Origin of the sequence: Pseudomonas extremorientalis (assembly GCF_001870465.1) — a bacterium.
Classification (GTDB): domain Bacteria; phylum Pseudomonadota; class Gammaproteobacteria; order Pseudomonadales; family Pseudomonadaceae; genus Aquipseudomonas; species Aquipseudomonas extremorientalis.
In genome coordinates this window covers 210,933-236,670 of record NZ_MDGK01000052.1, presented here as the reverse complement: position 1 = coordinate 236,670, position 25,738 = coordinate 210,933, and the positions used below count along the sequence as shown (strand labels likewise).

At 61.3% G+C, this 25,738-nt stretch carries 26 protein-coding genes; 11 read left to right on the top strand and 15 right to left on the bottom strand.

The genetic code is table 11. The annotated features are described in order from the left end of the window. Nucleotides 1–64: 64 nt before the first annotated feature. Genes hpf through BFN10_RS20185 form a run of 4 tightly spaced genes read left to right on the top strand, consistent with a single transcriptional unit; the run spans nt 65 to nt 1,994 of the window. Nucleotides 65–370 (top strand): ribosome hibernation-promoting factor, HPF/YfiA family, encoded by a 306-nt coding sequence (gene hpf / locus BFN10_RS20200; RefSeq protein ID WP_003171804.1) that lies wholly within the window; start codon nt 65–67, stop codon nt 368–370. Nucleotides 371–380: 10 nt separating this feature from the next. Continuing rightward, nucleotides 381–845, top strand: a complete 465-nt coding sequence (gene ptsN / locus BFN10_RS20195) for a PTS IIA-like nitrogen regulatory protein PtsN (RefSeq protein WP_061435337.1) — start codon at nt 381–383, stop codon at nt 843–845. A gap of 2 nt (nt 846–847) precedes the next feature. Next, nucleotides 848–1,705 (top strand): RNase adapter RapZ, encoded by an 858-nt coding sequence (gene rapZ / locus BFN10_RS20190; RefSeq protein WP_058422992.1) that lies wholly within the window; start codon nt 848–850, stop codon nt 1,703–1,705. A gap of 16 nt (nt 1,706–1,721) precedes the next feature. Continuing rightward, the gene (locus tag BFN10_RS20185; RefSeq protein ID WP_058422993.1) at nt 1,722–1,994 is read left to right on the top strand and encodes an HPr family phosphocarrier protein; all 273 of its coding nucleotides are present in this window, start codon (nt 1,722–1,724) and stop codon (nt 1,992–1,994) included. A 44-nt stretch (nt 1,995–2,038) separates the two neighbouring features. Here BFN10_RS20185 and BFN10_RS20180 read toward each other — a convergent pair whose 3' ends face one another. From BFN10_RS20180 to pmbA, 6 genes are all read right to left on the bottom strand, one after another. Continuing rightward, nucleotides 2,039–2,932 (bottom strand): ZIP family metal transporter, encoded by an 894-nt coding sequence (locus BFN10_RS20180; RefSeq protein ID WP_071491150.1) that lies wholly within the window; start codon nt 2,930–2,932, stop codon nt 2,039–2,041. A gap of 31 nt (nt 2,933–2,963) precedes the next feature. Further along, complete coding sequence (locus BFN10_RS20175) at nt 2,964–3,575, bottom strand: superoxide dismutase (protein WP_071491149.1); 612 nt, start codon at nt 3,573–3,575, stop codon at nt 2,964–2,966. A 1-nt stretch (nt 3,576) separates the two neighbouring features. Further along, nucleotides 3,577–4,005 carry a hypothetical protein gene (locus BFN10_RS20170; RefSeq protein WP_071491148.1) on the bottom strand — a complete coding sequence of 143 codons (429 nt, stop codon included), beginning with the start codon at nt 4,003–4,005 and terminating at the stop codon, nt 3,577–3,579. Between the two features lie 27 nt (nt 4,006–4,032). Beyond that, nucleotides 4,033–5,409: a class II fumarate hydratase gene (locus BFN10_RS20165; protein WP_071491147.1), complete on the bottom strand. Its 1,377-nt coding sequence runs from the start codon at nt 5,407–5,409 to the stop codon at nt 4,033–4,035. Next, the gene (locus tag BFN10_RS20160) at nt 5,402–5,797 is read right to left on the bottom strand and encodes a FagA protein (RefSeq protein WP_071491146.1); all 396 of its coding nucleotides are present in this window, start codon (nt 5,795–5,797) and stop codon (nt 5,402–5,404) included. Before BFN10_RS20160 ends, BFN10_RS20165 begins: the two co-directional genes overlap by 8 nt. Before the next feature lie 152 nt (nt 5,798–5,949). Beyond that, nucleotides 5,950–7,296, bottom strand: coding sequence for a metalloprotease PmbA (pmbA, locus tag BFN10_RS20155; RefSeq protein ID WP_071491145.1), 1,347 nt, complete (start codon nt 7,294–7,296; stop codon nt 5,950–5,952). 108 nt (nt 7,297–7,404) lie between these two features. Between pmbA and yjgA the strand changes: the two genes are divergently transcribed. Next, nucleotides 7,405–7,926 carry a ribosome biogenesis factor YjgA gene (gene yjgA, locus BFN10_RS20150; RefSeq protein WP_058423000.1) on the top strand — a complete coding sequence of 174 codons (522 nt, stop codon included), beginning with the start codon at nt 7,405–7,407 and terminating at the stop codon, nt 7,924–7,926. Nucleotides 7,927–7,971: 45 nt separating this feature from the next. Here the strand turns inward: yjgA and tldD are convergent, their stop codons facing one another. The 8 genes from tldD to mreB form a co-directional block, all read right to left on the bottom strand. Beyond that, nucleotides 7,972–9,414 carry a metalloprotease TldD gene (gene tldD / locus BFN10_RS20145; protein ID WP_071491144.1) on the bottom strand — a complete coding sequence of 481 codons (1,443 nt, stop codon included), beginning with the start codon at nt 9,412–9,414 and terminating at the stop codon, nt 7,972–7,974. 16 nt (nt 9,415–9,430) lie between these two features. Further along, nucleotides 9,431–10,279 carry a carbon-nitrogen hydrolase family protein gene (locus BFN10_RS20140; RefSeq protein WP_071491143.1) on the bottom strand — a complete coding sequence of 283 codons (849 nt, stop codon included), beginning with the start codon at nt 10,277–10,279 and terminating at the stop codon, nt 9,431–9,433. Nucleotides 10,280–10,327: 48 nt separating this feature from the next. Beyond that, nucleotides 10,328–14,143: a YhdP family protein gene (locus BFN10_RS20135; protein WP_071491142.1), complete on the bottom strand. Its 3,816-nt coding sequence runs from the start codon at nt 14,141–14,143 to the stop codon at nt 10,328–10,330. Nucleotides 14,144–14,219: 76 nt separating this feature from the next. Beyond that, entirely contained in the window at nt 14,220–15,677 is a 1,458-nt protein-coding gene (gene rng / locus BFN10_RS20130) for a ribonuclease G (RefSeq protein WP_071491141.1), read from the bottom strand. 70 nt (nt 15,678–15,747) lie between these two features. After that, the gene (locus BFN10_RS20125) at nt 15,748–16,344 is read right to left on the bottom strand and encodes a Maf family protein (RefSeq protein WP_071491140.1); all 597 of its coding nucleotides are present in this window, start codon (nt 16,342–16,344) and stop codon (nt 15,748–15,750) included. 51 nt (nt 16,345–16,395) lie between these two features. Beyond that, nucleotides 16,396–16,884, bottom strand: coding sequence for a rod shape-determining protein MreD (mreD, locus tag BFN10_RS20120; RefSeq protein ID WP_071491139.1), 489 nt, complete (start codon nt 16,882–16,884; stop codon nt 16,396–16,398). Then, nucleotides 16,884–17,984 (bottom strand): rod shape-determining protein MreC, encoded by a 1,101-nt coding sequence (gene mreC, locus BFN10_RS20115; RefSeq protein ID WP_083351538.1) that lies wholly within the window; start codon nt 17,982–17,984, stop codon nt 16,884–16,886. The genes mreD and mreC overlap by 1 nt, the downstream gene beginning before the upstream one ends. Nucleotides 17,985–18,124: 140 nt before the next feature. Then, nucleotides 18,125–19,162 carry a rod shape-determining protein MreB gene (gene mreB, locus BFN10_RS20110; RefSeq protein WP_002555108.1) on the bottom strand — a complete coding sequence of 346 codons (1,038 nt, stop codon included), beginning with the start codon at nt 19,160–19,162 and terminating at the stop codon, nt 18,125–18,127. A 210-nt stretch (nt 19,163–19,372) separates the two neighbouring features. On the opposite strand from mreB, the gene gatC reads away from it, so the two are divergent. The 6 genes from gatC to BFN10_RS20080 all read left to right on the top strand — a co-directional run bounded on the left by gatC (nt 19,373) and on the right by BFN10_RS20080 (nt 24,599). Next, nucleotides 19,373–19,660 (top strand): Asp-tRNA(Asn)/Glu-tRNA(Gln) amidotransferase subunit GatC, encoded by a 288-nt coding sequence (gene gatC, locus BFN10_RS20105; protein WP_071491137.1) that lies wholly within the window; start codon nt 19,373–19,375, stop codon nt 19,658–19,660. 16 nt (nt 19,661–19,676) lie between these two features. Continuing rightward, complete coding sequence (gatA, locus tag BFN10_RS20100) at nt 19,677–21,128, top strand: Asp-tRNA(Asn)/Glu-tRNA(Gln) amidotransferase subunit GatA (protein ID WP_071491136.1); 1,452 nt, start codon at nt 19,677–19,679, stop codon at nt 21,126–21,128. 10 nt (nt 21,129–21,138) lie between these two features. Next, nucleotides 21,139–22,584: an Asp-tRNA(Asn)/Glu-tRNA(Gln) amidotransferase subunit GatB gene (gatB, locus tag BFN10_RS20095; RefSeq protein ID WP_071491135.1), complete on the top strand. Its 1,446-nt coding sequence runs from the start codon at nt 21,139–21,141 to the stop codon at nt 22,582–22,584. A 158-nt stretch (nt 22,585–22,742) separates the two neighbouring features. Continuing rightward, the gene (locus BFN10_RS20090; RefSeq protein WP_071491134.1) at nt 22,743–23,114 is read left to right on the top strand and encodes a septal ring lytic transglycosylase RlpA family protein; all 372 of its coding nucleotides are present in this window, start codon (nt 22,743–22,745) and stop codon (nt 23,112–23,114) included. 58 nt (nt 23,115–23,172) lie between these two features. After that, nucleotides 23,173–24,219: a calcium/sodium antiporter gene (locus tag BFN10_RS20085; protein WP_071491133.1), complete on the top strand. Its 1,047-nt coding sequence runs from the start codon at nt 23,173–23,175 to the stop codon at nt 24,217–24,219. Next, a complete protein-coding gene (locus BFN10_RS20080) occupies nt 24,216–24,599 on the top strand; it encodes a carboxymuconolactone decarboxylase family protein (protein WP_071491132.1) in 384 nt (127 codons plus the stop codon). The genes BFN10_RS20085 and BFN10_RS20080 overlap by 4 nt, the downstream gene beginning before the upstream one ends. A gap of 107 nt (nt 24,600–24,706) precedes the next feature. On the opposite strand, the gene BFN10_RS20075 is transcribed toward BFN10_RS20080, so the two are convergent. Further along, nucleotides 24,707–25,648, bottom strand: coding sequence for an AEC family transporter (locus BFN10_RS20075; protein ID WP_071491131.1), 942 nt, complete (start codon nt 25,646–25,648; stop codon nt 24,707–24,709). Between the last annotated feature and the right edge of the window lie 90 nt (nt 25,649–25,738).

Sequence of the window (25,738 nt, the reverse complement as noted above, 5' to 3'; positions counted from 1 at the left end):
CAGCGTTCCAGTGGCAGGCGCCTTTGCCTGCCGCTTTATGCACTGGCAACGAAGGAGAAGCTGTATGCAAGTCAACATCAGTGGACACCAACTGGAAGTGACCAAGCCCCTGCGTGAGTACACCGAAAGCAAGTTGAACAAGCTTGCAGGGCATTTTGACAAGATCACCAACGTGCAGGTCATCATGGAGGTGGATAAGCTCAAGCAGAAAATCGAGGCCACCCTGCACGTACCGAATGCCAAGCTCGTCGCCAATGCGGAACATGAAGACATGTACGCGGCGATCGACTCGCTCTACGACAAGCTGGACCGCCAACTCATAAAGCATAAGGAAAAGAATCTGCACCTGATGCAAGGTACAGGTCGTTAACTCTCCCCCCATGATCCGACTTGAAACCATCCTGACCCCCGGCCGTTCCCTCGTGAACGTGCCGGGCGGCAGTAAAAAGAAAGCCCTCGAACAAATTGCCAACCTGATCGCGCGCGAAGTGCCGGATCTGGAGATGCAGGATGTCTTCGATGCGCTGATTGCCCGTGAAAAACTCGGTTCCACGGGTTTTGGCAACGGCATCGCCATTCCTCACTGTCGCCTCAAAGGCTGCGAAACACCTGTCAGTGCCCTGCTGCACCTGGAAGCCCCCATCGATTTCGACGCCATCGACGGTGCGCCGGTAGACCTGCTGTTCGTCCTGCTGGTCCCGCAAGCCGCTACCGATGCGCACCTGGAACTGCTCCGGCAGATCGCCAGCATGCTCGACCGCAAGGAAGTACGCGACAAACTGCGTAGCGCCAGCAGCAATGAGGCGCTGTACCAGGTTGTCCTGGATGAACAGAACGGGCAGTAACCATGCGCTTGATCATCGTCAGCGGCCGCTCCGGCTCGGGTAAAAGCACCGCCCTCAACGTTCTTGAGGACAACGGGTTCTATTGCATCGACAACCTGCCCGCCGGCCTGCTGCCAGAGTTGGCGGAACGTGCCTTGATCCATACCGAACTGGCCCAACCGCTGGTCGCCGTTTCAATTGATGCCCGTAACCTGCCCAGCCACCTCGAGCGATTCCCGCAATTGCTCGAGGAAGTGCGGGGCAAGCACATTCATTGCGACGTGCTGTACCTGGACGCCGACGAAGAGACCCTGCTCAAACGCTTCTCCGAGACCCGCCGGCGCCACCCCCTCAGCAGCCCCCATCGCTCTCTGGCCGAAGCCATCGAAGACGAAACCAAGCTGCTGGGACCGATCATTGATCTCGCCGACCTCAAGATAAACACCACCAGCCTCAACCTGTACCAGTTGCGCGATGCCATCAAGCTGCGCCTGCTGAACCAGCCGGAGCCGGGCACGGCGTTCCTCGTGGAGTCGTTCGGGTTCAAGCGCGGCATGCCGGTCGACGCCGACCTGGTGTTCGATGTGCGCTGCCTGCCTAACCCGTACTGGAAACCGGAGCTGCGTGACCAGTCCGGGCTGGATCAGCCCGTGGCCGATTACCTGGCGGCACAACCGGATGTGGAGGAGATGTTCCAGGATATTTCCACCTACTTGCTCAAATGGCTGCCACGCTTTGCTGCAAGCAACCGCGCCTATGTCACCATTGCCATCGGCTGCACTGGCGGCCATCACCGCTCCGTCTACCTGACCGAGCGCCTGGGCCAGGTGCTGCAACAAACCCTCAAGAACGTCCAGGTCCGCCACCGCGACCTTAGCTGAAAGGAACACCCCCGCGATGCCCGCTCTGGAAATTGAAATCATCAACAAGCTGGGCTTGCACGCCCGCGCCTCGGCCAAGTTCGTGGGCGTAGCAGGGCAGTTCCCCTGCCAGATCCGCGCCGGGCGTACACCGGAATCCATGGTCGACGGCAAGAGCATCATGGCCATGATGATGCTGGCGGCCGGCAAGGGCACCCGGATTCACTTGAAGACGGAAGGCGAGCAGGAAGACGAAGCAATGGCCGCGCTGGTGGCGCTGATCAACAATTACTTCGACGAAGGTGAATAACCCTATGTGGAAGCGAGCTTGCTCGCTCCTACAGTAGACTTTACCTACCCCAAAGCGGTGTCCATCACCATCATCAAGCAAAAACCGATGCACAGGCCCAGGCTGGCGAGTTTTTCGTGACCATTGCGTCGCGACTCGGGGATGACTTCGTGGGTCACCACCAACAGCATTGCGCCAGCAGCCAGGGCCAACCCCAAAGGCAACAACACTTCGGCCAGGCTGACCAGCCAGGCGCAGAGCACAGCGAATACGGGCTCCACCAGACCTGATGCAGCGCCGATCAGGAACGCCTTGACCCGCGACATTCCCGCCCCGGCCAACACCAACGCAATCACCAGTCCCTCGGGCACGTCCTGCAACGCGATGCCCATGGCCAGGCTGTCGGCATCCGGCATGCCACCACCGGCGGAAACGCCTACCGCCATGCCTTCGGGGATGTTGTGGGCGATGATGGCAAACACGAATAACCAGATACGCGGTGGAATTACCGGCTTGTCCGGCGTGCCCACCAGCATTTCCGGACTCGCCCCGGAGACCTTACGGTCAACCAAGTACAACCCGAATGCCCCCAGCATGATGCCAAAGCTGATCAAACCACTGGCACCCCACGGTGAGAGCCCCAGGCTTTCAGCCGCGGCAATGCCCGGGACGATCAGCGAAAACGCCGTCGCCGCCAGCATCACGCCTGCACCAAAACCCAGCAATGTGTCGCTCAGCGCCACCGGCATGCGTCGGATCACCAGTACCGGGACCGCGCCCAGCGCCGTCCCCAGGGCGCAAATGGAGCCGCCTTGCAGGGCGCGCAGGATGCGCGGTTCCAGGTTCAGCCAGGCCAGCCCGTGGGCCACCAGCAATGCAGTACCTGCCAATAGCAGCAGCGAGCCAAACGCATAACGAAACATTCGTCCGCTACTGATCGCCAGTGTGTCAGTCCCCATAGTCGGCCTTAGATCTTGTCGAGGGTGGTTTTCAGGCCAAAGCGGCCTGATAGCGGGCGGCAACTTCTGGCCAGTTGATAACACTGTAGAAGGCATTGATGTATTCGGGGCGGCGGTTCTGGTACAGCAGGTAGTAGGCATGCTCCCAGACGTCCAGACCGAGGATCGGTGTATTGCCGTTCATCAATGGACTGTCTTGATTACCACTGCTCTCCACCACCAGAGTCTTTTGCGGGGTGACGCTCAACCAGGCCCAACCGCTTCCGAAGCGCGTCAAAGCGGCTTTGGTGAAGGCTTCCTTGAAACTCTCAAAACCACCCAACTGTTCGTCGAGGGCTTTGCCCAACGCACCTTCGGGCTTGCCACCGCCTTTGGGCGACATCACCGCCCAGAACAACGAGTGGTTGGCATGGCCGCCGCCCTGATTGATCACCGCTGCGCGCAGTTTTTCCGGCAGTTGCTGCACGCTGGACACCAGTTTCTCGACCGGCCAGCCCGCGAACTCGGTGCCTTCGACCGCCGCGTTGAGGTTATTGATGTAAGTCTGGTGGTGCTTGGTGTAGTGAATCTCCATGGTTTGCGCATCGATATGCGGTTCCAGGGCGTCATACGCGTAAGGCAAGGCAGGCAAGGTGTAAGTCATTTCAATGTGCTCCGTAGTGGGGCGTGGCGAGCTGCGCCGCAGTACCGCCCAGCAAGCGATGGGTGCGAGGGTATTCGCCGTGATCGCTGATGAAATTCAACAGTTCGACATAGGTTTTGCTGCTCTGGCGCAGCGCCGCTTCCCGCAACTGCGGGCTCAGGCGCGGGTCCTGCATGGTCTGCAACAGACGCTGGTGGATCGCGCAAAGGTATTCCGCGCTTTCTTCCGGCTGGTTCAGCCGCAGGTGCAGGTCCGCCAGGTTGTGATGGGAAATGACGCAAGCCGCCACTGCTTCGTCGGCATCCGCCCAGCGCTCGAACAGCACTTGGGCCAGGGCCAGGGCTTGCAAGTAAGCCTCGCGAGCGTCAACCAATTCACCCGCCATAAAGCAGCGATTGGCCCGTTCGATCGTGCGTTTCCAGTGCTCCATGGTGAGCCTCCAAAGCAGAGTCGGTGATTACACGCCGCCGGCCGTGAGCTTTTCCGGATCCAGCAGGATTTCCAGTTGGCTGCGCGGCAAGTCGGTGTGCTCAAGGGCGACATCAATCACCGGACGGCCCTGCTGATAGGCCTTCTTGGCGATTTCAGCGGCCTTTTGGTAACCGATGATCGGGTTGAGTGCGGTGACCAGGATCGGGTTGCGCGACAGCGCTTCCTTGAGCTTGGCCTCATTGACCTTGAAGCTGGCAATGGCCTTGTCTGCCAGCAAACGACTGGAGTTGGCCAGCAACTCGAGGCTGCTGAGCAGGTTATTGGCGATGATCGGCAGCATCACGTTCAGTTCGAAGTTGCCCGACTGGCCGGCGACCGTGATGACCGTGTCGTTGCCGATGACTTGTGCGGCCACCATCGCGGTGGCTTCAGGGATCACCGGGTTGACCTTGCCGGGCATGATCGACGAACCAGGCTGCAGGCCTTCCAGCTCGATTTCCCCCAGGCCTGCGAGTGGGCCGGAGTTCATCCAGCGCAGGTCGTTGGCGATTTTCATCAGCGACACGGCGGTGGCTTTCAACTGCCCGGACACAGCGACGGCGGTGTCCTGGGAGCCAATCAGGGCGAAGAGGTTCTTGCCCGGAGTGAATTTCACACTGGTCAGGCTGCTCAATTGCTGACTGAAACGCACCGCGAATTCCGGGTGTGCGTTGATTCCGGTGCCGACCGCAGTACCGCCCTGAGCCAACGCTTGCAAACTCGGCAGAAGGTCCTGCAAATGCCCGATATTGGCCTTGAGCTGCTGCGCCCAACCGTTGAGCACCTGGCTCATGCGCACCGGCATGGCGTCCATCAAGTGAGTGCGGCCAGTCTTGATGAACGGGTGAACCTCTTGTGCCTTCTGCTCGATCACCTGCACCAGATGCAACAGTGCGGGCAGTGTTTGCTCATGCAGCACCAGCGCGGCGCTGACGTGGATCGTGGTCGGAATGATGTCGTTGCTGCTTTGGCCGCAATTCACGTGGTCATTTGGGTTGACCGGCTCACCCAGCAAGCGGCTGGCAAGGGTCGCAATCACTTCGTTGGCGTTCATGTTGGAGCTGGTGCCGGAGCCGGTCTGGAAGATGTCCACCGGGAAGTGCTGCATGAAGTCGCCTTCCAGCAAGCCTTGGGCGGCATCGACGATGGCCTTGCCCTGCCCTTCGCTGATCTGCTTGAGATCAACGTTAACCTTGGCAGCAGCTGCCTTTGCCAGGATCAGAGCGCGAATGAATTGCGCGGGCATACGTTGATGACTGATGGGGAAGTTGTTCACCGCGCGCTGGGTTTGTGCGCCATACAAGGCTTCGGCAGGCACCTGCAGTTCGCCCATGCTGTCGCGTTCGATACGGGTGTTACTCATCGTTAGATCCTTGCACCAGGTCAGAAACAGAAATGGAAGGCAGCAATTCGCAGGTCGCCAATTGCCAGGCAAAGGTCTGCCAGCGCTTGAGGCGGCAGGCACAGTGGGAGAGTTTTTCCAGGTCGCGCAGCGGGCGCCAGGCCTGGTCCAAGCACAGGGAACGCCAATGCCACGGCAGTGCAATATCGCTGGCAGTGTCGAGCAACAGGCGGAATGAGGTTTCAGCGATCGTCCACGGATGGGTCGCGGTGCAGCACGCCAGGTATCGACCCTCGTTGAGGTAATGTTCGATCAGGCGCGGCTCGTTGGGGTCGAGGCCGCAACGAATCTGGCGACTCATCCAGCGCCAGCTCTCCAGGTAAGGATCCTCATGCAGGACAGAACTCATGATCCACGCTCACTCGGTAATGATATTTATTATTAAATGATATTGAGAATCAAAACAAGAGTAGCAGGATAATCCTCCTGACACGCAGCCACAAAAAAAGGCGCGCCATCTATAAAGATGGCGCGCCTTCTTGTTGAAGCGCGTCTGAAGGATCAGCTGCCGGCGACGGTCATCCGCTCGATCAACACCGATCCCGTACGGATATTGCTACGCAACTCCAAGTCGTTTCCGACAGCGACGATCTGCTTGAACATATCGCGCATGTTGCCGGCAATCGTCACCTCTTGAACGGCAAACTGAATCTCGCCGTTTTCCACCCAGAAACCCGCTGCACCACGGGAGTAGTCGCCCGTAACCATATTCAGGCCATGGCCCATCAACTCGGTCACCAGCAGGCCACGCCCCATGCGCCGCAGCAGCGCCGCCTGGTCTTCATCACCATGGGTAACGAACAAGTTGTGCACGCCACCGGAGTTTGCGGTGCTTGGCAGGCCCAATTTACGACCGGCGTAAGTACCCAATACGTAGGACACCAACTCCCCGTTCTCGACAAACGGCTTGGCATACGTGGCCAGACCATCACCGTCGAACGCCGAACTGCCCATGGCGCGCATCAGGTGCGGACGCTCATCGATGGTCAGCCATTCGGGGAACAGCTTCTGGCCGATCGCACCTTCAAGGAACGACGACTTGCGGTACAGGTTGCCGCCGGAAATCGCCCCCAGGAAACTGCCGAACAAGCCGCCGGCCAACTCCGCCGAAAACAACACCGGCACCTCGCAGGTTGGCACCGGGCGCGCGCCCAGACGGCTCGCCGCACGCTGCGCAGCGCGCTGGCCAATGCTGACCGGGTCAGCCAGCAAATCGCCCTGGCGGTTCACGTCATACCAGTAATCGCGCTGCATCTGGCCGTTGGCCTCGGCGATCATCACGCAGCTCAGGCTATGGCGAGTGGACGCATAACCACCGATGAAACCATGGCTGTTGCCATATACGCGGCAGCCCTGATGAGTACTCAACGTGGTGCCATCAGCGTTCTTGATGCGGGCATCGGCGTCGAACGCAGCGGCTTCGCAGGTCAGCGCCTGCTCGATGGCCTGCTCCGGCGTGATATCCCAGGCGTGGAACAGATCGAAGTCCTTCAGCTCCTTGGCCATCAGCGCCTTGTCGGCCAGGCCCGAGCTTTCATCCTCGGACGTGTGCTTGGCAATCGCCAGCGCAGCGGCGACTGTCTCGCGAATCGCTTCCGGGCCACTGGCCGAGGTGCTGGCCGAACCTTTGCGCTGCCCCACATACAAGGTGATGCCGAAGCCCTGGTCACGATTGAACTCGACAGTTTCCACTTCCCGCTGGCGCACCGACGTGGACAGCCCCTGCTCCAGCGACACCGCCACCTCACAGGCACTGGCGCCTTGGCGCTTGGCCTCGGCAAGGATCTGCTCGACTTGTTCCTGCAGTGCCGGTAACGCTTGCGGACCGACGCTTTGGGCTGCACTCATGGTTTTCTCCACTCAAATTCTGCTTTCGGTTAAGGCCATCGAGCGACCGGGCCGGACAAGCGGCCCCCGACTGGTTATCATGGCGGCGTTTCTTTGCGGACTGCCACCATGGTTGATTCTTACGACGACTCCCTCGATGGGGAGAAAAGCAAAACCCAGGTCAAACGCGAGCTGCATGCGCTGGTTGACCTCGGCGAGCGCCTTACAACGCTCAAAAAAGATTTGATTGCAAAACTGCCACTGACCGACGAAATGCGCCGGGCCCTGGCCGATGCGCCCAAGCACACCGCGAATATCGCGCGCAAACGGCACATCATGTTTATCGGCAAGCTGATGCGCGACCAGGACATCGACGCCATTCTGACTTTGCTCGATCAAACCGATGCCTCCACTCGCCAGTACAACGAACGCTTCCATAACCTGGAACGTTGGCGTGACCGCCTGATCTCGGGCGATGACGCGGTGCTGGAGAAATTCGTGCTGGACTACCCGGACGCGGACCGCCAGCAACTGCGCTCCCTGATCCGTCAGGCCCAGCACGAGCTGGCGCATAACAAGGCGCCGGCCACCAGCCGTAAAATCTTCAAGTACATCCGTGAGCTGGACGAGACTCAACGCGGCCTGCGTTGATGCCCTTCCCCGGGTGGCGGCCTTCGCCACCCGAAGCTCCACCGCTTAAGACCCCGTGCCACCCACGGTGATCGCATCAATCTTCAGCGTTGGCTGGCCGACACCCACCGGTACCGACTGCCCATCTTTCCCGCATGTGCCCACGCCGCTGTCCAGCGACAGGTCGTTACCGACCATCGACACCTTGCTCATGGCTTCCGGACCGTTACCGATCAAGGTTGCGCCTTTGACCGGCGCGGTGATCTTGCCGTCTTCGATCAGGTAAGCCTCGCTGGTGGAGAACACGAACTTGCCGCTGGTGATATCCACCTGGCCGCCCCCGAGGTTGGCGCAGTAGATGCCGCGCTTCACCGAGGCGATGATTTCAGCCGGATCGCTTTCGCCACCCAGCATGTAGGTGTTGGTCATGCGCGGCATCGGCAGGTGCGCATAGGATTCACGACGACCATTACCGGTACGCGCCACGCCCATCAGGCGGGCGTTGAGCTTGTCTTGCATGTAGCCCTTGAGCACACCGTTTTCGATCAGGGTGGTGCACTCGGTCGGCGTGCCTTCGTCGTCGACGCTCAGCGAGCCACGGCGCCCGGCCAGGGTGCCGTCATCCACGATGGTACAGAGCCTGGACGCAACCATCTCGCCCATGCGCCCGCTGTAGGCCGAACTGCCCTTGCGGTTGAAGTCACCTTCCAGGCCGTGGCCGACTGCTTCGTGCAGCAACACGCCGGACCAACCCGAGCCCAGTACCACCGGCAATGTACCTGCCGGTGCCGGGATGGCTTCCAGGTTGACCAGCGCCTGGCGCAGCGCTTCACGGGCATAGCCCATGGCACGGTCATCGGTGAGGAAATAACGATAGTCGGTACGCCCGCCGCCGCCATGGCCGCCGCGCTCGCGGCGGCCGTTCTGCTCGACGATCACACTCACGTTGAAGCGCACCAGCGGCCGCACATCCGCCGCCAGGCCGCCATCGGTGGACGCCACCAGGATGCGCTCCCACACGCCGGCCATGCTCACGGTGACCTGCTGGATACGCGGGTCCAATGCACGGGTCGCGGCATCGACACGCTTGAGCAAGTCGACTTTCTCGGCACGGGTCATCACTTCCAACGGGTTGTCCGGCCCGTACAACTGGGTCACATCCTGGGTGCTGAACGCCTGCACCGTGCCGTTTTGCCCGGCACGGGAGATCGAGCGTGCGGCACGTGCGGCCAGGCCCAAAGCCTCCAGGGTGATCGCATTGCTGTAGGCAAAACCGGTTTTCTCACCGGACTGCGCCCGCACGCCCACACCCTGGTCAAGGTTGAAACTGCCTTCCTTGACGATGCCGTCTTCCAACGCCCAGGACTCGGAAATCTGCCCCTGGAAATACAGGTCGGCCGCGTCGATGCCCGGCCCGGCAAGATCGCCCAGCACGGTTTGCAAGCTTTCGATGGTCACGCCACCGGGTGCCAGGAGGTGTTCACTGACTGAGGACAACAACTCGCTCATAGGTATGGCCTTAAATTCATCGTTCCGAAGCAGGTCGCTGTGCGCCCTGCGAGAAAAAGCGCCGATGGCTGACCACCGGCATGCGCGCCCTTATCGACGCCTGTTCACTGCTATCGCGTTCGGCCAGCAACACCGCTTCGCCTTGATCCTGTTGTGTCAGCACGCGCCCCCAGGGGTCGACAATCGCCGCATGGCCATAGGTTTCCCGCGGTCCCGGATGCACACCCCCCTGGGCGGCCGCCAGCAGATAGCACTGGGTCTCGATGGCCCGTGCACGAATCAGCACATCCCAGTGCGCGGCGCCGGTCACCGCGGTAAACGCCGACGGCGCCGTGATCAATTCAGCCCCCGCCGCGCGCAATTCGCTGTACAGCTCGGGGAAGCGCAGGTCGTAGCACACGGTCAGGCCCAATCGGCCGACCGGCGTATCCGCCACCACCACATTGCTCCCGAAAGCATAGTCGTCCGATTCGCGATAACGACCGCGAGCGTCGGCAACGTCCACATCGAACAGGTGCAGCTTGTCGTAACGGGCAACGATTTCGCCCTGATCATCGATCAGCAGCGAGCAGGCGTTGGACTTGGCGTGCGGTTGGTCCTTGGGCGGCAATGGCAAAGTACCGGCCACTATCCATAAGGTGAGGTCGCGAGCAGTCTGTTTCAACCATGGCAGGATCGGGCCTTCGCCCAGCGCCTCGGCGCGGCCGATATCGGCCACGTCACGACGGCCCATGGCGGCGAAGTTTTCCGGCAGTACCGCCAGCTTCGCACCACCAGCCGCTGCGTCTTCCAGCAAGCGACGGGCCTGGGCCAGGTTGGCCAGCACGTCGCTCTGGCTGACCATTTGAATTACCGCAAAGGACATGGGCCGACACTCCATAAAGGGCATGGGGCCATGCTACTCCACAGCCTCTCAGTTTGGCTTTTCAAATGGCTTGTCGAAGGTGATTTTCGGGTCCTTCCACGGGCCTTCGACCTTGTACTGGACACTGGCGAAGCGTGAAACACGGTCGCCGATCAGCTTGTCGATCAGGAACAACGCACCACCAATGGCCGGCGCACCCACGATCAACGCCGCGATCGGCAGGTTGTTGGTCACCGGCAGCGTTACCAGCAGCTTGGCATCGACGCGGTCAGCCACCAGGTCCAGGGTACCGTTGAGCTCGAGGTTGCTCGACGGCCCCGTCATGGTGATCGGTTCGCGGGTCACGAATACGCCATTGCTGGCGGCCAGCAGGCCTTTGACCCGGTCATAGCTCAAACCCTTGCCGAGCAGGTCCGAGAAATCAAGGCGCAACCGCCGCCCGATGGAGTTGAAGTTCAGCAGGCCGAATACCCGCAGGGCCTGGGCTCCGCCTTCCACTTCGACGAACTGGCCGTTGCGGAACGCCGCATCCAGGCTGCCGGAGAAACGCTTGGGCCCTACATAGGCCGGAGAACCGGGCCAACGGCCGTCCACATCCAGATGGAAATCCTGGCTGGTGACGGTCGGCGCATACCCCCACCCCTTGAGTACATCGCCAATATTCTTGCCGTCCAGGCGCCCCTTGTACCAGCTGCTGCTGTCTCCCGCCGCGCCCTCCCAGCCACCCGCACCCTTGAGCTGCATACCCTTGAGGCCCAGATCCAGGTTGTTGAAGGCCAGGCCCTTGGCGGTCGGGCGGATTTTCAGCGACCAGGCGCCGATCAGGTCCGGGCCCTGGAACAATTGGTCAATGGCGATATCCAGCGCCGGAATATCCTTGGGGTCGATGTTCGCCAAGGGGTCCGGCGCGTTTTCATCCGCCTGTACCGTTGGGTCCATCGCCGGCAGCCTCACGTACTGCAGGTTGATCGCAATCGGCGCGCCCTTGGCGTCCGGCAGGTTGACCGAGCCCTTGGCCTGCTGGCTGTCGAGCTGCACGCCCCACGCCGCAGGCTTGCGGTCCAGTTGCAAATTGACTTGATCGAACTGCGTGCCGAAACCGGTCAGCTTGCCGATCTTGAAGTCAGCGCCGCTGAGCAATTGCTTGGCACTGCCGCCCGGGTCATTGCCCGCATAACGATCCACCAGTTTCTTCCACGGGTCGATATCCAGCTCCGACAGCACCCCACGAATGCGCAAGCCCTTGGCGCCCGGCAGCACAGCATCGCCATCACCGAGGAACAGCTCGCCGCGCCCGTCATTGAATTTGTCCGGCGGTGCAGCAAAGGTAAAGTTGGCCAGCTCGCCATAATCGAACCAATAGCGGCGCTCGGCGCCCTGCAAGGTCATGCGGAACACACTGTCACGCCCCTGGCTGGCCGGCATGCCGAACGGCGCCGGCAGGTCCACAGCCACGCCCTTGAGGTTGGAACTGACCATCAGTTGGCTGTCGGCGCCATCCAGGGTCACCTGCAACTGGTACGGAATATCGCCGGATACCGGTAACGGCTGGCTGATTTTCAACCAGTCGGTCAGCCGCTTGACCGTAACCTGACCCTTGGCATTCACACGGGTGCTGATATTGCCGGGCTTGCCGTCGGCAACGATCTGCGCGGTGATCGGCCGATCAAACGCCTGGGCGGTGATGTTCTGGCCACTCAGGCCCTTGGCGCTGTCGAAACGGAACTCGCCCTTGAGCTGGGTCAGGTCCAGGGGCGGCTCGGCCAATTGCAGGCGCGCCTTGTCGGTCTTGAAGTCCACCACGATTTTCGGTTCGGCGCCCTTGGCCAACGGAATATCCAGGTCAAGGCCGCCTTGCAGGTCGCCCTCGCCCTTCCAGCCAGAAAAGGTCGACGCAGTGCCGATCGGCGCTTCCTGAAGGATTTTCAGGCCGTCGCCCAAGCCACCGGCAAAACCGCCCGTAAGCAGCAGATGACTGTCCTTGCCCGCAGGTGCATGGGGAATATTGACGTAGATGTCCTTGACCTTGGTATCGAGCAACTGGCCCTTGCTGGCCAGGATGCGCACACCGCTCTCCTCGACAAACACTTCGCCGTTGACCTTGCTCACATGAGGCCAGCCCGGCTGGAACGCCAGCTCGGCATCATGCACCTTGAAGAACAGGCTGATATTGCGTGAAGCCGGCAGCGCATCGTGGTTCAACGAACCCTGATACTGGAAGAAGCCTTGATCCACCGCGCCCTTGAGAATCGCGGTACGCAGCCATTCATCCAGGGCGGGGCTCAACACCGCCGGCAGGTATTTGGGGGTGAAGCGCCCGTCGCCATCGACCATACCGACCCGCAGGTCCATGTAGTCTTCCTGGTTGTGGTCGAAATGCAGACGGATCAGGAAGTCGGCGGCGATCTTGCCCTCCTCGCCCAGCACCTTGATGTAAGGGGCGATCAGGGTGAAGCCTTCTTTGTCCAGCTTCCACGTCAGGCGTGCATTGGCCTGGAGGTACTGCCAGGGCTTGGCGAAGATCGGGTCGAGGTGCAGGGAAAAGTCCTTGCTGTCCATGCGCAACTCGCCCTGGCCCAAGTCGCCGCTGATGCTGCCGGACACGTTACGCGCAGCCGGTGCGCCGAAGTAGGCATCGAAGCCGATGCGTTCGAGGTTGGCGGCGAAGCTGACCTTCTTATCGGTCGTGTCCTGGGGACGGAAGTCCACCAGCACATTACGCAGCAGGCCAGTGGCCTTGAGGTGCTCGACCGTCTTGGCAAAACCTTCCGGCAGCGGCGCCAGCGCATTGAGCAATGGTGTGATAGGCGTCAGGTCCAGGCGGTCGGCCTGGAGCTTCCAGACTTCCAGGTCCTTGTCGGTGGCCAGGGTCTGCCGCAATTGCAGGCGGGATTCCCAGCGAGTCTCGCCCAGGCTCATCGCCAGCGAGTCGAACAGCACGCTGAGACCGGTGTCACTGCGTTGCAGGTAGGCCGTAAGCGCGAGGTTTTCGATGTGCACAGGCTTGCGCTCGGCGTATTGGCCCTTCACCTGTGGCGAGTTGAGGCGCACTACCGCACTCTGCACGGTGCCTTTGGCCCAGGTCAGCCAGAATTCGCCGCCCGCCTTGAACTGCGTGAGCTTCCACTGTTGAGTCAGTTTCGCCGGGATCCACCTGGCCCAGTCACTCTGGGGCAGGCTCAGATAAGCCTGGACTTCGCCGTCCTTCCACTGGCTGGCGCGGATGCGGGTGCGCAGGCTCATGGCGAGGGGCTGGCCATCGGGCAGGGTCAGGCGTGCATCCAGGCGTTGGCGGGTGACGCCGGTGTGCAGGTTCAGACCGACATACGTCAGGGTCACCGGCGCCTGGTCGAACGGTTGCAGTGTCACCTGGCTGTCGAGCAGTGACACGCGCTTGACCTTCTGCATGTTCGTGAGCAACTGCTCAGGGTCCAGCGGCTGGTCGTCCTGAACCGGCAGGCCTTGCAAGGCCCACTTGCCGTCCTTGTCTTCCTTGACGCTGAGTTGCAGGCCACTGACTTGCAGGTGGGCAATCCGCACTTCGCGCGCCATCAGGCTGGCCCAGACATCGGGCACCACCTCGACCTGGTCCAGGCGCAAGGCACTGCTGCCCTCGCCCAGCATCACATCATGGGCCAGCAATACCGGCGCGAAGCCGCTCCAGCGGCCTTCGAGGCTGCCGATATGCAAAGGCATGTCCACGGCTGCCTGGGCCTTGGCTTCGACTTCGGCACGGTACTCGGCCACCAGCGGCGTCAATTCACGCCCCAGGCTCACGTACACCGCCGCCAATACCAGCGACAACGCGCAGAGGCCCAGCCCCCAACGGGTCAAAGCGGCAAAAAAGCGTATCAGACGCTCCATGTCAGGCGACCCTCAAGGCAGTAGTCGGACGGCAGATCAAGGCCTGCCTGTCTCATAAAAGGAAAGCGAATGGGGATCAGAGCAGCACCACGTCGTATTGTTCCTGGGAATACATGGTTTCAACCTGGAAGCGTATCGTGCGCCCGATAAATCCCTCCAGCTCGGCAACGTTGCCGGACTCTTCGTCCAGCAGCCGGTCGACCACTTTCTGGTTGGCAAGCACTCTATAACCTTCGGCCTGGTAGGCACGCGCTTCACGCAGGATCTCGCGAAAAATCTCGTAGCAAACCGTTTCCGGGGTCTTCAACTTACCGCGCCCCTGGCAACTGCTGCACGGCTCGCACAGCACTTGCTCGAGGCTTTCTCGGGTGCGTTTGCGGGTCATCTGCACCAGGCCCAACTCGGTAATGCCGATAATGTTGGTCTTGGCGTGATCACGCTCCAGCTGTTTCTCGAGGGTCCGCAGCACCTGGCGCTGGTGCTCTTCGTCTTCCATGTCGATGAAGTCGATGATGATGATGCCACCCAGGTTGCGCAGACGCAGTTGGCGAGCAATCGCGGTAGCCGCTTCGAGGTTGGTCTTGAAGATGGTTTCTTCGAGGTTGCGATGGCCCACGAACGCACCGGTGTTGACGTCGATGGTGGTCATGGCTTCCGCCGGGTCCACCACCAGGTAGCCCCCGGACTTGAGCGGCACCTTGCGTTCCAGGGCTTTCTGGATTTCGTCTTCGACGCCATACAGGTCGAAGATCGGTCGCTCGCCGGGGTAGTGCTCCAGGCGGTCGGCAATTTCCGGCATCAGTTCGGCGACGAATTGCGTAGTGCGCTGGAAGGTTTCCCGCGAGTCGATGCGAATTTTCTCAATCTTCGGGCTGACCAGGTCGCGCAGTGTGCGCAGGGCCAGGCCCAGGTCTTCATAAATGACGCTGGGCGCGCCGATGGTCTTGATCTGGGCGTCGATCTGGTCCCACAGACGCCGCAGGTAGCGGATGTCCATGAGGATTTCATCGGCGCCGGCGCCCTCGGCAGCGGTGCGCAGAATAAAGCCGCCCGCCTCCTTGATGCCTTCGGCGGCTACGCAATCGCTGACCACTTTCTTCAGGCGCTCACGCTCGGCTTCGTCTTCGATCTTCAATGAAATGCCGACATGCGCCGTACGCGGCATGTACACCAGGTAACGCGACGGGATCGACAACTGCGTGGTCAGGCGCGCGCCCTTGGAACCGATGGGGTCCTTGGTGACTTGCACCACCAGGCTCTGCCCTTCGTGCACCAGCGCACTGATGCTTTCCACGGCAGGGCCTTCGCGCAGGGAAATTTCCGAGGCATGGATAAATGCGGCACGGTCCAGGCCGATATCGACGAATGCCGCTTGCATCCCCGGCAGTACACGCACCACCTTGCCTTTGTAGATATTGCCGACGATCCCGCGCTTCTGGGTGCGCTCAACATGGACTTCTTGCAGAACACCGTTCTCTACCACCGCCACGCGCGATTCCATCGGCGTGATATTGATCAGAATCTCTTCACTCATGGCTGGGTCTCGTTCAGGCGTTTTCACAATAGTGACCGATCGCTAAAGGCTGGGCGCTGGGGAACGGCGATCAGCGCGCGGTAAGATTTTGCCAACAGGGTATGCCGAATTGATGGAGCAGTTGTGCGGTTTCGCACACCGGCAGGCCGACGACCGCCGAATAACTGCCATTGAGCCCGGCTGCAAACACCGAGCCCAGGCCTTGGATAGCATAGCCGCCCGCCTTGTCCTGGGGTTCGCCACTGTGCCAGTAGGTTGTAGCCTCCTCGACAGAAATGTCGCGAAAACGTACACGACTGCTTACACAAATACACTCGCAGCGCTGGCCGTCGGTGAGGGCAATGGCGGTGAGCACCTCGTGCTCACGCCCCGACAAGGCCATCAACATCGCCAAGGCATCGGCCTGGTCAACGGGCTTACCGAGGATCTGACCATCAACGATCACAGCCGTATCAGCCCCCAGCACACAGGCGCCAGACGTATTTGAGAGCACAGCAAAACCCGCCGCAGCCTTACCGCGCGCCAAGCGCTCGACGTAGGAAACGGCGGATTCATTTGTAAGAGGGGTTTCATCAATAGCGGCGCTGACCACGGTGAAGGGCACACCGATCTGGGTCAACAGTTCACGCCGCCTCGGAGAGCCCGAGGCCAGGTAAAGCGAATTCATTGCAGACTCTCCCTGTAGGGCTCGATAACCAGGCAGAGCCTCGCAATCCATTCAATTGATTTTGTAGCGACGACGCAACCCACGCAGACCGAAGCTGACCCATGGCCACAGCAACGCACTGACCAGGGCCGGCAGCACCAACGCAAGGGTGGGCTGGCGGTTACCGGTCAAGGCACTGAGCCACAGCTGAACCAGTTGTGCCAGGCCGAAGATCACCAGGATCACCAGGCACTGTTGCCACATCGGGAACATGCGCAAACGCTGCTGCAACGACAGCACCAGGAAAGTGATCAACGTCAGGATCAACGCGTTCTGGCCCAGCAAGGTGCCATAGAGCACATCTTCCGCCAAGCCCAGGAACATTGCCGTGACCATGCCGACTTTGTGCGGCAGGTTCAGCGCCCAGAACGCCAGCAGCAACGCCAGCCAGAGCGGGCGCAGGATTTCCATGAACTGTGGCAGCGGCGAAACGCTGAGCAACAAACCGATGGCAAAGGTCAGCCAGACGATCCAACCGTTACGCGAATGAGTACCGGCCATTATTCTTCCCTCTGCCGCGTGGTGGTCGCAGCGGCCGCTGGAGGCTTGGCTGCAGGCGTGGCGGCCGGTGGCTTGGTCGCCGCCGGCTTGGCCGGGCGAGCGTTGTGGGCGGCCGGCTTGACCGGCGTGGCCACAGGCGCGGCCGGGGCAGCGGCGGGTGCGGGCGGCCCCACGAATGCAGGCTTGGGCACCGTCGCAGGAACGATCGGCGCGATGCCATTTCGCTTATCTTCTGCTTCCTGGGCCTGGGCGGCGTCGTTGGCGCGCTCTTCCGGGGTGCGGTTGTCGCTGAATACCAGCAGCAGGTAGCGGCTGCGGTTCAGGGCTGCAGTCGGCACGGCACGCACAATGGCAAATGGCTGGCCGGAATCGTGGATCACTTCCTTGACCGTCGCCACCGGGTAGCCGGCCGGGAAACGCTGACCGAGGCCGGAACTGACCAACAAGTCGCCTTCCTTGATGTCGGCAGTGTCGGCCACATGGCGCAACTCCAGGCGCTCGGGGTTGCCGGTACCGCTGGCAATCGCGCGCAGGCCGTTGCGGTTTACCTGCACCGGGATGCTGTGGGTAGTATCCGTCAGCAACAACACCCGCGAGGTGTAAGGCATCAGCTCGACCACCTGGCCCATCAGGCCACGGGCGTCGAGCACCGGCTGGCCGAGGACCACACCGTCGCGCTCACCCTTGTTGATGATGATGCGATGGGTGAAGGGGTTGGGGTCCATGCCGATCAACTCGGCCACTTCGACCTTTTCATTGACCAGTGCGGAAGAATTGAGCAACTCGCGCAGCCGAACGTTCTGCTCGGTGAGGGCCGCCAGCTTCTGCATACGCCCCTGCAACAGCAGGTTTTCGGTCTTGAGTTTTTCGTTCTCGGCGACGAGCTCGGTGCGGCTGCCGAACTGGCTGGCCACGCCCTGGAACAGACGTTGCGGCAGGTCGGTGATCCAGTAGGTCTGCATCAACACCAGCGACATCTGGCTGCGCACGGGCTTGAGCAGTGCAAAGCGGGCATCGACCACCATCAGCGCGACCGAAAGCACGACCAGCACCAACAGGCGCACGCCCAATGAGGGGCCTTTGGCGAAAAGCGGTTTAATAAGCCGCTCCTCCCAGGCAAATGTTCTCTTTATTCATACGGCATCTAACCGGCCTGGATGCAGATTGAAGAAGATAAACGCCAACAGGCAGCACTGCAAAGTGCTGCCTGCGGGCGAAACATGGGCTCATCAGCAAAGGCTTATTCGCTGGAAAGCAGGTCCATGGTGTGTTTATCCATCATTTCCAGTGCACGACCACCACCGCGAGCAACACAGGTCAGCGGGTCTTCGGCGACGATCACCGGCAGGCCGGTTTCCTGGGCCAGCAATTTGTCGAGGTCACGCAGCAAGGCGCCACCACCGGTCAGTACCAGGCCACGCTCGGCGATGTCGGAAGCCAGTTCCGGCGGCGATTGCTCCAGGGCACTCTTAACGGCCTGAACGATGGTCGCCAGGGACTCCTGCAGAGCCTCCAGCACTTCATTGGAGTTCAGGGTGAAGGCACGTGGCACGCCTTCGGCCAGGTTGCGACCGCGAACATCGACTTCGCGTACTTCGCCGCCTGGATAGGCGGTGCCGATTTCCTGCTTGATGCGCTCTGCGGTGGATTCGCCGATCAGGCTGCCGTAGTTACGGCGCACATAAGTGATGATCGCTTCGTCGAAGCGGTCGCCGCCTACACGGACGGACTCGGCATACACCACACCGTTCAGGGAAATCAGGGCGATTTCAGTGGTACCACCACCGATATCCACCACCATCGAACCGCGCGCTTCTTCAACCGGCAGGCCGGCACCGATCGCAGCAGCCATTGGCTCTTCGATCAGGAACACTTCACGGGCACCGGCACCGAGGGCCGATTCACGGATGGCACGACGCTCAACCTGGGTGGACTTGCATGGAACACAGATCAGCACACGAGGGCTGGGCTGCAGGAAACTGTTTTCGTGAACCTTGTTGATGAAGTACTGCAGCATCTTCTCGCAGACACTGAAGTCTGCGATCACGCCGTCTTTCATCGGACGAATGGCAGCAATATTGCCTGGTGTACGGCCGAGCATGCGCTTGGCCTCGGTGCCGACGGCAACGACACTTTTCTGATTACCATGGGTCCGAATGGCCACAACCGATGGCTCATTCAGGACGATACCGCGCTCGCGCACGTAAATAAGGGTGTTGGCAGTGCCCAGGTCAATGGAAAGATCGCTGGAAAACATGCCACGCAGTTTCTTGAACATGGGAAAGGGACCCTAGGCAACGCGTGGGTAAAAAAGTGCGGCAAACTCTAACAACGACAGGGATTTTGGGCAAGGCGCCAATGTGCTAAATTGGCCGACTTTCTGTGCACCTAACCCCACAATCGCGGCCGTAAGACCGTAGAAATGCGGTAGTGTTCCGACAATCTAACACACGGACAGCCTCCGTTCTGTTTTCCACTGGAGATTCCCATGACGCTTGAACGCTCCGACGTGGAAAAAATCGCTCATCTGGCCTGCCTGGGCCTCAATGAAGTCGATCTTCCACAGACCACCGCCGCCCTGAACAGCATTCTCGGGCTGGTCGACCAAATGCAGGCCGTGAATACCGACGGCATCGAGCCCCTGGCTCACCCACTGGAAGCCAGCCAGCGCCTGCGCGCTGACGTCGTGACCGAGAGTAATAATCGCGAGGCCTACCAGTCCATCGCGCCAGCGGTCGAAAACGGCCTGTACCTGGTTCCGAAAGTCATCGACTAAAGGGAAAGAGCCTGCAATGCATCACATGACTCTGGCCGAGATCGCCCGCGGTCTCGCCGACAAAAAGTTTTCTTCCGAAGAGCTGACCAAGACCCTGCTGGCGCGTATCGCCGAGCACGACCCGAAGGTCAACAGCTTCATCAGCCTCACCGAAGAGCTGGCCTTGAGCCAGGCCAAGGCCGCCGACGCACGTCGCGCCAACGGTGAAAATGGCCCACTGCTGGGCGCGCCGATTGCCCACAAAGACCTGTTCTGCACCCAGGGCATTCGCACCAGCTGCGGCTCGAAGATGCTCGACAACTTTAAAGCCCCCTACGACGCCACCGTGGTGTCCAAGCTGGCTGCCGCCGGGGCCGTGACCCTGGGCAAGACCAACATGGACGAATTCGCCATGGGTTCGGCCAACGAGTCGAGCTACTACGGCGCGGTGAAAAACCCGTGGAACCTGGAGCACGTGCCCGGCGGTTCGTCCGGTGGTTCGGCTGCAGCCGTCGCCGCACGCTTCCTGCCGGCCGCCACGGCCACCGACACCGGTGGTTCGATCCGCCAGCCTGCCGCGTTCACCAACCTCACCGGCCTGAAACCGACCTACGGTCGCGTTTCCCGCTGGGGCATGATCGCCTACGCGTCCAGCCTCGATCAGGGCGGCCCCCTGGCCCGCACCGCCGAAGACTGCGCGATATTGTTACAAGGCATGGCCGGTTTCGATAAACAGGACTCCACCAGCATCGATGAGCCCGTGCCGGACTACAGCGCCAGCCTGAACACCTCGCTCAAGGGCCTGCGCATCGGCGTGCCGAAGGAATACTTCAGTGCCGGCCTCGACCCGCGCATCGCCGAACTGGTGCACAACAGCGTCAAGACGCTGGAAGGCCTCGGCGCGGTGATCAAGGAGATCAGCCTGCCGAACAACCAGCACGCGATTCCTGCGTACTACGTGATCGCGCCGGCAGAGGCCTCCTCCAACCTGTCGCGTTTCGACGGCGTGCGCTTCGGCTACCGCTGCGAAAACCCGAAAGACCTCACCGACCTGTACAAACGTTCCCGTGGCGAAGGCTTCGGCGCCGAAGTGCAGCGCCGCATCATGGTCGGCGCCTACGCCCTGTCGGCCGGTTACTACGACGCGTACTACCTGAAGGCGCAGAAAATCCGTCGCCTGGTGAAGAACGACTTCATGGCCGCCTTTGAACACGTCGACGTGATCCTCGGCCCAACCACGCCGAACCCGGCCTGGAAACTCGGCGCCAAGAACGGCGACCCGGTGGCTGCGTACCTCGAAGACCTGTACACCATCACCGCCAACCTCGCGGGCCTGCCGGGCTTGTCCATGCCCGCCGGTTTCGTCGACGGCCTGCCGGTTGGTGTGCAATTGCTCGCCCCGTATTTCCAGGAAGGCCGCCTGCTCAATGTGGCGCACCAGTACCAGTTGAACACTGACTGGCACACTCGCACCCCTACCGGCTTCTGAGGAGAACACTATGCAATGGGAAGTCGTGATCGGGCTGGAGATTCATACCCAGCTCGCCACCCAATCGAAGATTTTCTCCGGTAGCGCCACCACGTTCGGCTCCGAGCCCAACACCCAGGCCAGCCTGGTCGACCTGGGCATGCCCGGTGTACTGCCGGTGTTGAACCAGGAAGCGGTGCGCATGGCGGTGATGTTCGGCCTGGCGATTGACGCCGAAATCGGCCAGCACAACGTGTTCGCGCGCAAGAACTACTTCTACCCGGACCTGCCCAAGGGCTACCAGATCAGCCAGATGGAATTGCCGATCGTCGGCAAGGGCCACCTGGACATCCCGCTGGAAGACGGCACCATCAAGCGCGTCGGCGTGACCCGTGCGCACCTGGAAGAAGACGCCGGCAAGAGCCTGCACGAAGAATTCCCCGGCGCGACCGGTATCGACCTGAACCGTGCCGGTACGCCGCTGCTGGAAATCGTGTCCGAGCCGGACATGCGCAGCGCCAAGGAAGCCGTGGCCTACGTCAAGACCATCCACGCGTTGGTGCGCTACCTGGGCATCTGCGACGGCAACATGGCCGAAGGCTCGCTGCGTTGCGACTGCAACGTGTCGATCCGTCCAAAGGGCCAGGTTGAGTTTGGCACTCGCTGCGAGATCAAGAACGTCAACTCGTTCCGCTTCATCGAGAAAGCGATCAACAGCGAAGTGCGTCGCCAGATCGAGCTGATCGAAGACGGCGGCAAGGTCATCCAGCAAACTCGCCTGTACGACCCGAACAAAGACGAAACCCGCGCTATGCGCAGCAAAGAGGAAGCCAACGACTACCGTTACTTCCCCGATCCGGACCTGTTGCCGGTGGTGCTGGAGGACTCGTTCCTCAACGAGATCCGCGCCACCCTGCCGGAACTGCCGCAGCAGAAACGCGAGCGCTTCCAGGAACAGTTCGGTCTGTCGGTCTACGATGCGAGCGTCCTGGCGTCCAGCCGCGAGCAAGCCAACTACTTCGAAAAAGTCGTGAACATTGCTGGTGACGCCAAGCTGGCGGCCAACTGGGTGATGGTTGAGCTGGGCAGCCTGTTGAACAAGCAAGGCCTGGAAATCGACGAGGCCCCGGTCAGCGCCGAGCAACTGGGCGGCATGCTGCTGCGCATCAAGGACAACACTATCTCCGGCAAAATCGCCAAGACCGTGTTCGAAGCCATGGCCGGCGGCGAAGGCAGCGCCGACGAGATCATCGAGAAGCGCGGCCTCAAGCAAGTCACCGACAGCGGCGCGATCTCGGCTGTGCTGGATGAAATGCTCGCGGCCAACGCCGAGCAGGTCGAACAATACCGTGCGGCAGACGAAGCCAAGCGCGGCAAGATGTTCGGCTTCTTTGTGGGCCAGGCGATGAAAGCCTCCAAAGGCAAGGCCAACCCGCAACAGGTGAACGAATTGCTGAAAAGCAAACTCGAAGGCTGACAGCGATGAAGAGACCGAGTGAGACCTCATGCTCAACTCGGCCTACTGTGGGAGGGGGCATGCCCCCGATGAGGGTGTATCAGCCAGCAACTCTATTGACTGACGCGCCGCTATCGGGGCAAGCCCCCTCCCACATTCAATAGGGGGATAACCTGGAAATGAAGCGTCTACTCGGCCTCCTGGCCCTGTTCTCCCTGTTGGCCGGCTGCGCCAGCGGCCTCATCGACCCCAACGGCTACGACGAAACCGGCACTGCGTCCTACTACGGCGCCAAACACCACGGCAAGAAAACTGCCAGCGGTGAACCCTTCAACCAGAACGCCCTGACCGCCGCCCACCGGCGCCTGCCCTTCGGCACGCAGGTCAAGGTCACCAATCTCGACAACGACCGATCCGTGGTTGTCCGCATCAATGATCGCGGCCCGCATACACGTGGGCGCTTGATCGATCTTTCACGCAAGGCCGCCCAACAGCTGGGTATGATCGGCAGCGGTACGGCGCGAGTTCGCGTGCAAGCCCTGAGCAATTGAAAACGGAGCCCTGGCCATTTTCGGATTAACCGCCCTCTCGCCCTGGAGCCTGCTGGAATTGGTCAGCGGCCTGGTGCTGCTGATCCTCGGTGCCGAAATCCTGGTGCGTGCCGCCGTGCGCCTGGCCGCTAGCCTCAAGGTGCGGCCACTGATCATCGGCCTGACCATCGTCGCCTTCGGCAGCAGCGCACCGCAAATGACTGTCAGCCTGCAAGCCACCCTGGCCGGCAATACTGATATCGCCGTGGGCAGCGTGATCGGCAGCAGCATCTTCAACATCCTGGTGACCCTGGGCCTGTCGGCGCTGATTATTCCGCTGCGGGTCTCACGCCAGTTGGTGCGCCTGGACATCCCCGTGATGATCCTGGCCGGGCTGCTGGTGTTCACCCTGGCGGCCAACGAAGAACTCACGCCCATCGACGGCCTGATGCTGCTTGTTGCCCTGCTCGCTTACCTCGGCGTATTGCACTACCAGACGCGCCACTCCCGCCGCCCGCGCACCCTGGACACGGTGGCCAGGGCGCCGTGGCTGAGCAGCGTGGTGCTGATGATCGGTGGTTTTCTGATCCTGGTGCTGGCCGGGCATTTGCTGTTGGGCGCGGCGGTGGATGTGGCGAGCGACCTGGGCCTGTCGGAACGTGTGATCGGGCTGACCCTGATCGGTGTCGGCACCTCCCTGCCCTGCCTGGCGACGTCACTGATCGCCGCCTTGCGCGGCGAGCGGGACATTGCCGTGGGTAACGTGATCGGCAGCAACCTGTTCAACCTGCTCGGCGTGTTGGGCCTGACCGCCCTGCTCGCCCCGTCTCCGCTGTCGGTGTCGCCCAATGCCCTGGATTTCGACCTGCCGGTGATGCTCGGCGTGGTGGTGCTGTGCCTGCCGGTGTTCTACACCGGTTACCGCGTGACCCGCGCCGAAGGCCTGGTACTGCTGGGCCTGTATCTGGCGTACGGGCTGCACGTGATGGCGTTCACCACGGGCATGCCCCTGGCCAACAAGCTTGAACAACTGATGCTGTATTACGTCCTGCCAGTGCTGGTGGCTTTCCTGGTGTTCAGCACGCTGCAAGCCTGGCGCCGCCAACACAAGAGGGAAGCGCAATGACCGATCAGAAGAAGCCCGGGGTACAAATGCGTCGCCAGGTCATGGGCGATACGTTCGTCGACCGCGCCCTGGGCAATGCCACCGAGTTCAGCCAGCCGTTGCAGGATTTCGTCAACGAACATGCCTGGGGCAGCGTATGGAACCGCGAAGGGTTGCCGCTGAAGACCCGCAGCCTGATCACCCTCGCCGCCCTGACCGCGCTCAAGTGCCCGCAGGAATTGAAGGGCCACGTGCGCGGCGCACTGAACAACGGTTGTACCGTGGAGGAAATCCGCGAAGCACTGCTGCATTGCGCGGTGTATGCCGGCGTGCCGGCGGCGATTGATGCGTTCCGTGCCGCGCAGGAAGTGATCGACGCGTATCAGACCGATCAGCAGTGACGGTCAGATAGCTATCGGGGGCAAGCCCCCTCCCACTTTGAATGTGCTCGCCCGTCCAATGTGGGAGGGGGCTTGCCCCCGATTGGCCCTCACAGGCACCCGGGCGTTCAGATCCAACCACCCGCCTGCAACACAAAGATCCCGATATTCGTGGTCACCGCCGCCATCAAGGTGGTGATCACGATAATCGCTGCCGCCAGTTCATGGTTGCCCTCGGCCGCCCTGGCCATCACGAAGCTCGCCGCGGCGGTCGGTGCGCCGAAGTACAGGAACAGAATCCCCAACTCCGCCCCGCGAAAGCCCAGCAGCCAGGCGCCCAGGGTGGCGACCACCGGCAGCCAGACCATCTTCATCAGGCTTGCGCTCAATGCCATGTTGCCGCTCTTGCGCAAAGCCGTCAGTGACAAGGTGCCGCCGATGCAGATCAATGCCAGCGGCAAGGTAGTGTCCGCCAGGTACTGCATGGATTTTTCCAGCCAACCGGGCAGGCCGATCTGGAAATAGGCGAACGGCGCCGCCGCGATCACGCTGATGATCAACGGATTGGCCAGTACACTCTTGCAGATGCTCCACGGGTCGGACTTGATCACCGGGCTGTACACCGCCAGCACGATGGTCGACAGCGTGTTGTAGAACAGGATCACCAGCGCTGCGAGGATCGCGCCGAGGGAGATGCCGTAGTCACCGTACATGCTGGCGGCCAGCGCCAGGCCAATCACGCCGTTATTACCGCGAAACGCCCCCTGGGTGTAGATGCCCCGGTCTTCACGCGGGCAACGAAAGATCGCCCAGCCCCAGGCCAGGGCAAAGCTGAGCAAGGTGGCGACGGCAAAATAGATCAGCAAACCCGGCTTGAGCGCCGAATGCAGGTCGGCATGCAGGATGCCGAGGAACAGCAACGCCGGCATGGTGACGTTGAACACCAGGGACGAGGCCGTATGGATGAAGTTGTCGTTGATCCAGTTGATGCGCTTGAGCAACACACCGAGGAACAGCATGGCAAACACCGGCGCGGTGATGGTGAGGGTGGAGAGGAAAATTGCCAGCATGCCGGGGAGAACCTTGGTGAGCGTCGTTAGGTGGCTAATGATAAGCCAGTGCAGGCCGCTTCGTCTGGTCTACCGCTATCGGGGGGCAAG

Bases quoted from the DNA above. Each gene is read 5' to 3' on its own strand.
- hpf (WP_003171804.1), top strand. From the start codon at position 65: ATGCAAGTCAACATCAGTGGACACCAACTGGAAGTGACCAAGCCCCTG.
- ptsN (WP_061435337.1), top strand. From the start codon at position 381: ATGATCCGACTTGAAACCATCCTGACCCCCGGCCGTTCCCTCGTGAAC.
- rapZ (WP_058422992.1), top strand. From the start codon at position 848: ATGCGCTTGATCATCGTCAGCGGCCGCTCCGGCTCGGGTAAAAGCACC.
- BFN10_RS20185 (WP_058422993.1), top strand. From the start codon at position 1,722: ATGCCCGCTCTGGAAATTGAAATCATCAACAAGCTGGGCTTGCACGCC.
- BFN10_RS20180 (WP_071491150.1), bottom strand. From the start codon at position 2,932: ATGGGGACTGACACACTGGCGATCAGTAGCGGACGAATGTTTCGTTAT.
- BFN10_RS20175 (WP_071491149.1), bottom strand. From the start codon at position 3,575: ATGACTTACACCTTGCCTGCCTTGCCTTACGCGTATGACGCCCTGGAA.
- BFN10_RS20170 (WP_071491148.1), bottom strand. From the start codon at position 4,005: ATGGAGCACTGGAAACGCACGATCGAACGGGCCAATCGCTGCTTTATG.
- BFN10_RS20165 (WP_071491147.1), bottom strand. From the start codon at position 5,409: ATGAGTAACACCCGTATCGAACGCGACAGCATGGGCGAACTGCAGGTG.
- BFN10_RS20160 (WP_071491146.1), bottom strand. From the start codon at position 5,797: ATGAGTTCTGTCCTGCATGAGGATCCTTACCTGGAGAGCTGGCGCTGG.
- pmbA (WP_071491145.1), bottom strand. From the start codon at position 7,296: ATGAGTGCAGCCCAAAGCGTCGGTCCGCAAGCGTTACCGGCACTGCAG.
- yjgA (WP_058423000.1), top strand. From the start codon at position 7,405: ATGGTTGATTCTTACGACGACTCCCTCGATGGGGAGAAAAGCAAAACC.
- tldD (WP_071491144.1), bottom strand. From the start codon at position 9,414: ATGAGCGAGTTGTTGTCCTCAGTCAGTGAACACCTCCTGGCACCCGGT.
- BFN10_RS20140 (WP_071491143.1), bottom strand. From the start codon at position 10,279: ATGTCCTTTGCGGTAATTCAAATGGTCAGCCAGAGCGACGTGCTGGCC.
- BFN10_RS20135 (WP_071491142.1), bottom strand. From the start codon at position 14,143: ATGGAGCGTCTGATACGCTTTTTTGCCGCTTTGACCCGTTGGGGGCTG.
- rng (WP_071491141.1), bottom strand. From the start codon at position 15,677: ATGAGTGAAGAGATTCTGATCAATATCACGCCGATGGAATCGCGCGTG.
- BFN10_RS20125 (WP_071491140.1), bottom strand. From the start codon at position 16,344: ATGAATTCGCTTTACCTGGCCTCGGGCTCTCCGAGGCGGCGTGAACTG.
- mreD (WP_071491139.1), bottom strand. From the start codon at position 16,884: ATGGCCGGTACTCATTCGCGTAACGGTTGGATCGTCTGGCTGACCTTT.
- mreB (WP_002555108.1), bottom strand. From the start codon at position 19,162: ATGTTCAAGAAACTGCGTGGCATGTTTTCCAGCGATCTTTCCATTGAC.
- gatC (WP_071491137.1), top strand. From the start codon at position 19,373: ATGACGCTTGAACGCTCCGACGTGGAAAAAATCGCTCATCTGGCCTGC.
- gatA (WP_071491136.1), top strand. From the start codon at position 19,677: ATGCATCACATGACTCTGGCCGAGATCGCCCGCGGTCTCGCCGACAAA.
- gatB (WP_071491135.1), top strand. From the start codon at position 21,139: ATGCAATGGGAAGTCGTGATCGGGCTGGAGATTCATACCCAGCTCGCC.
- BFN10_RS20090 (WP_071491134.1), top strand. From the start codon at position 22,743: ATGAAGCGTCTACTCGGCCTCCTGGCCCTGTTCTCCCTGTTGGCCGGC.
- BFN10_RS20080 (WP_071491132.1), top strand. From the start codon at position 24,216: ATGACCGATCAGAAGAAGCCCGGGGTACAAATGCGTCGCCAGGTCATG.
- BFN10_RS20075 (WP_071491131.1), bottom strand. From the start codon at position 25,648: ATGCTGGCAATTTTCCTCTCCACCCTCACCATCACCGCGCCGGTGTTT.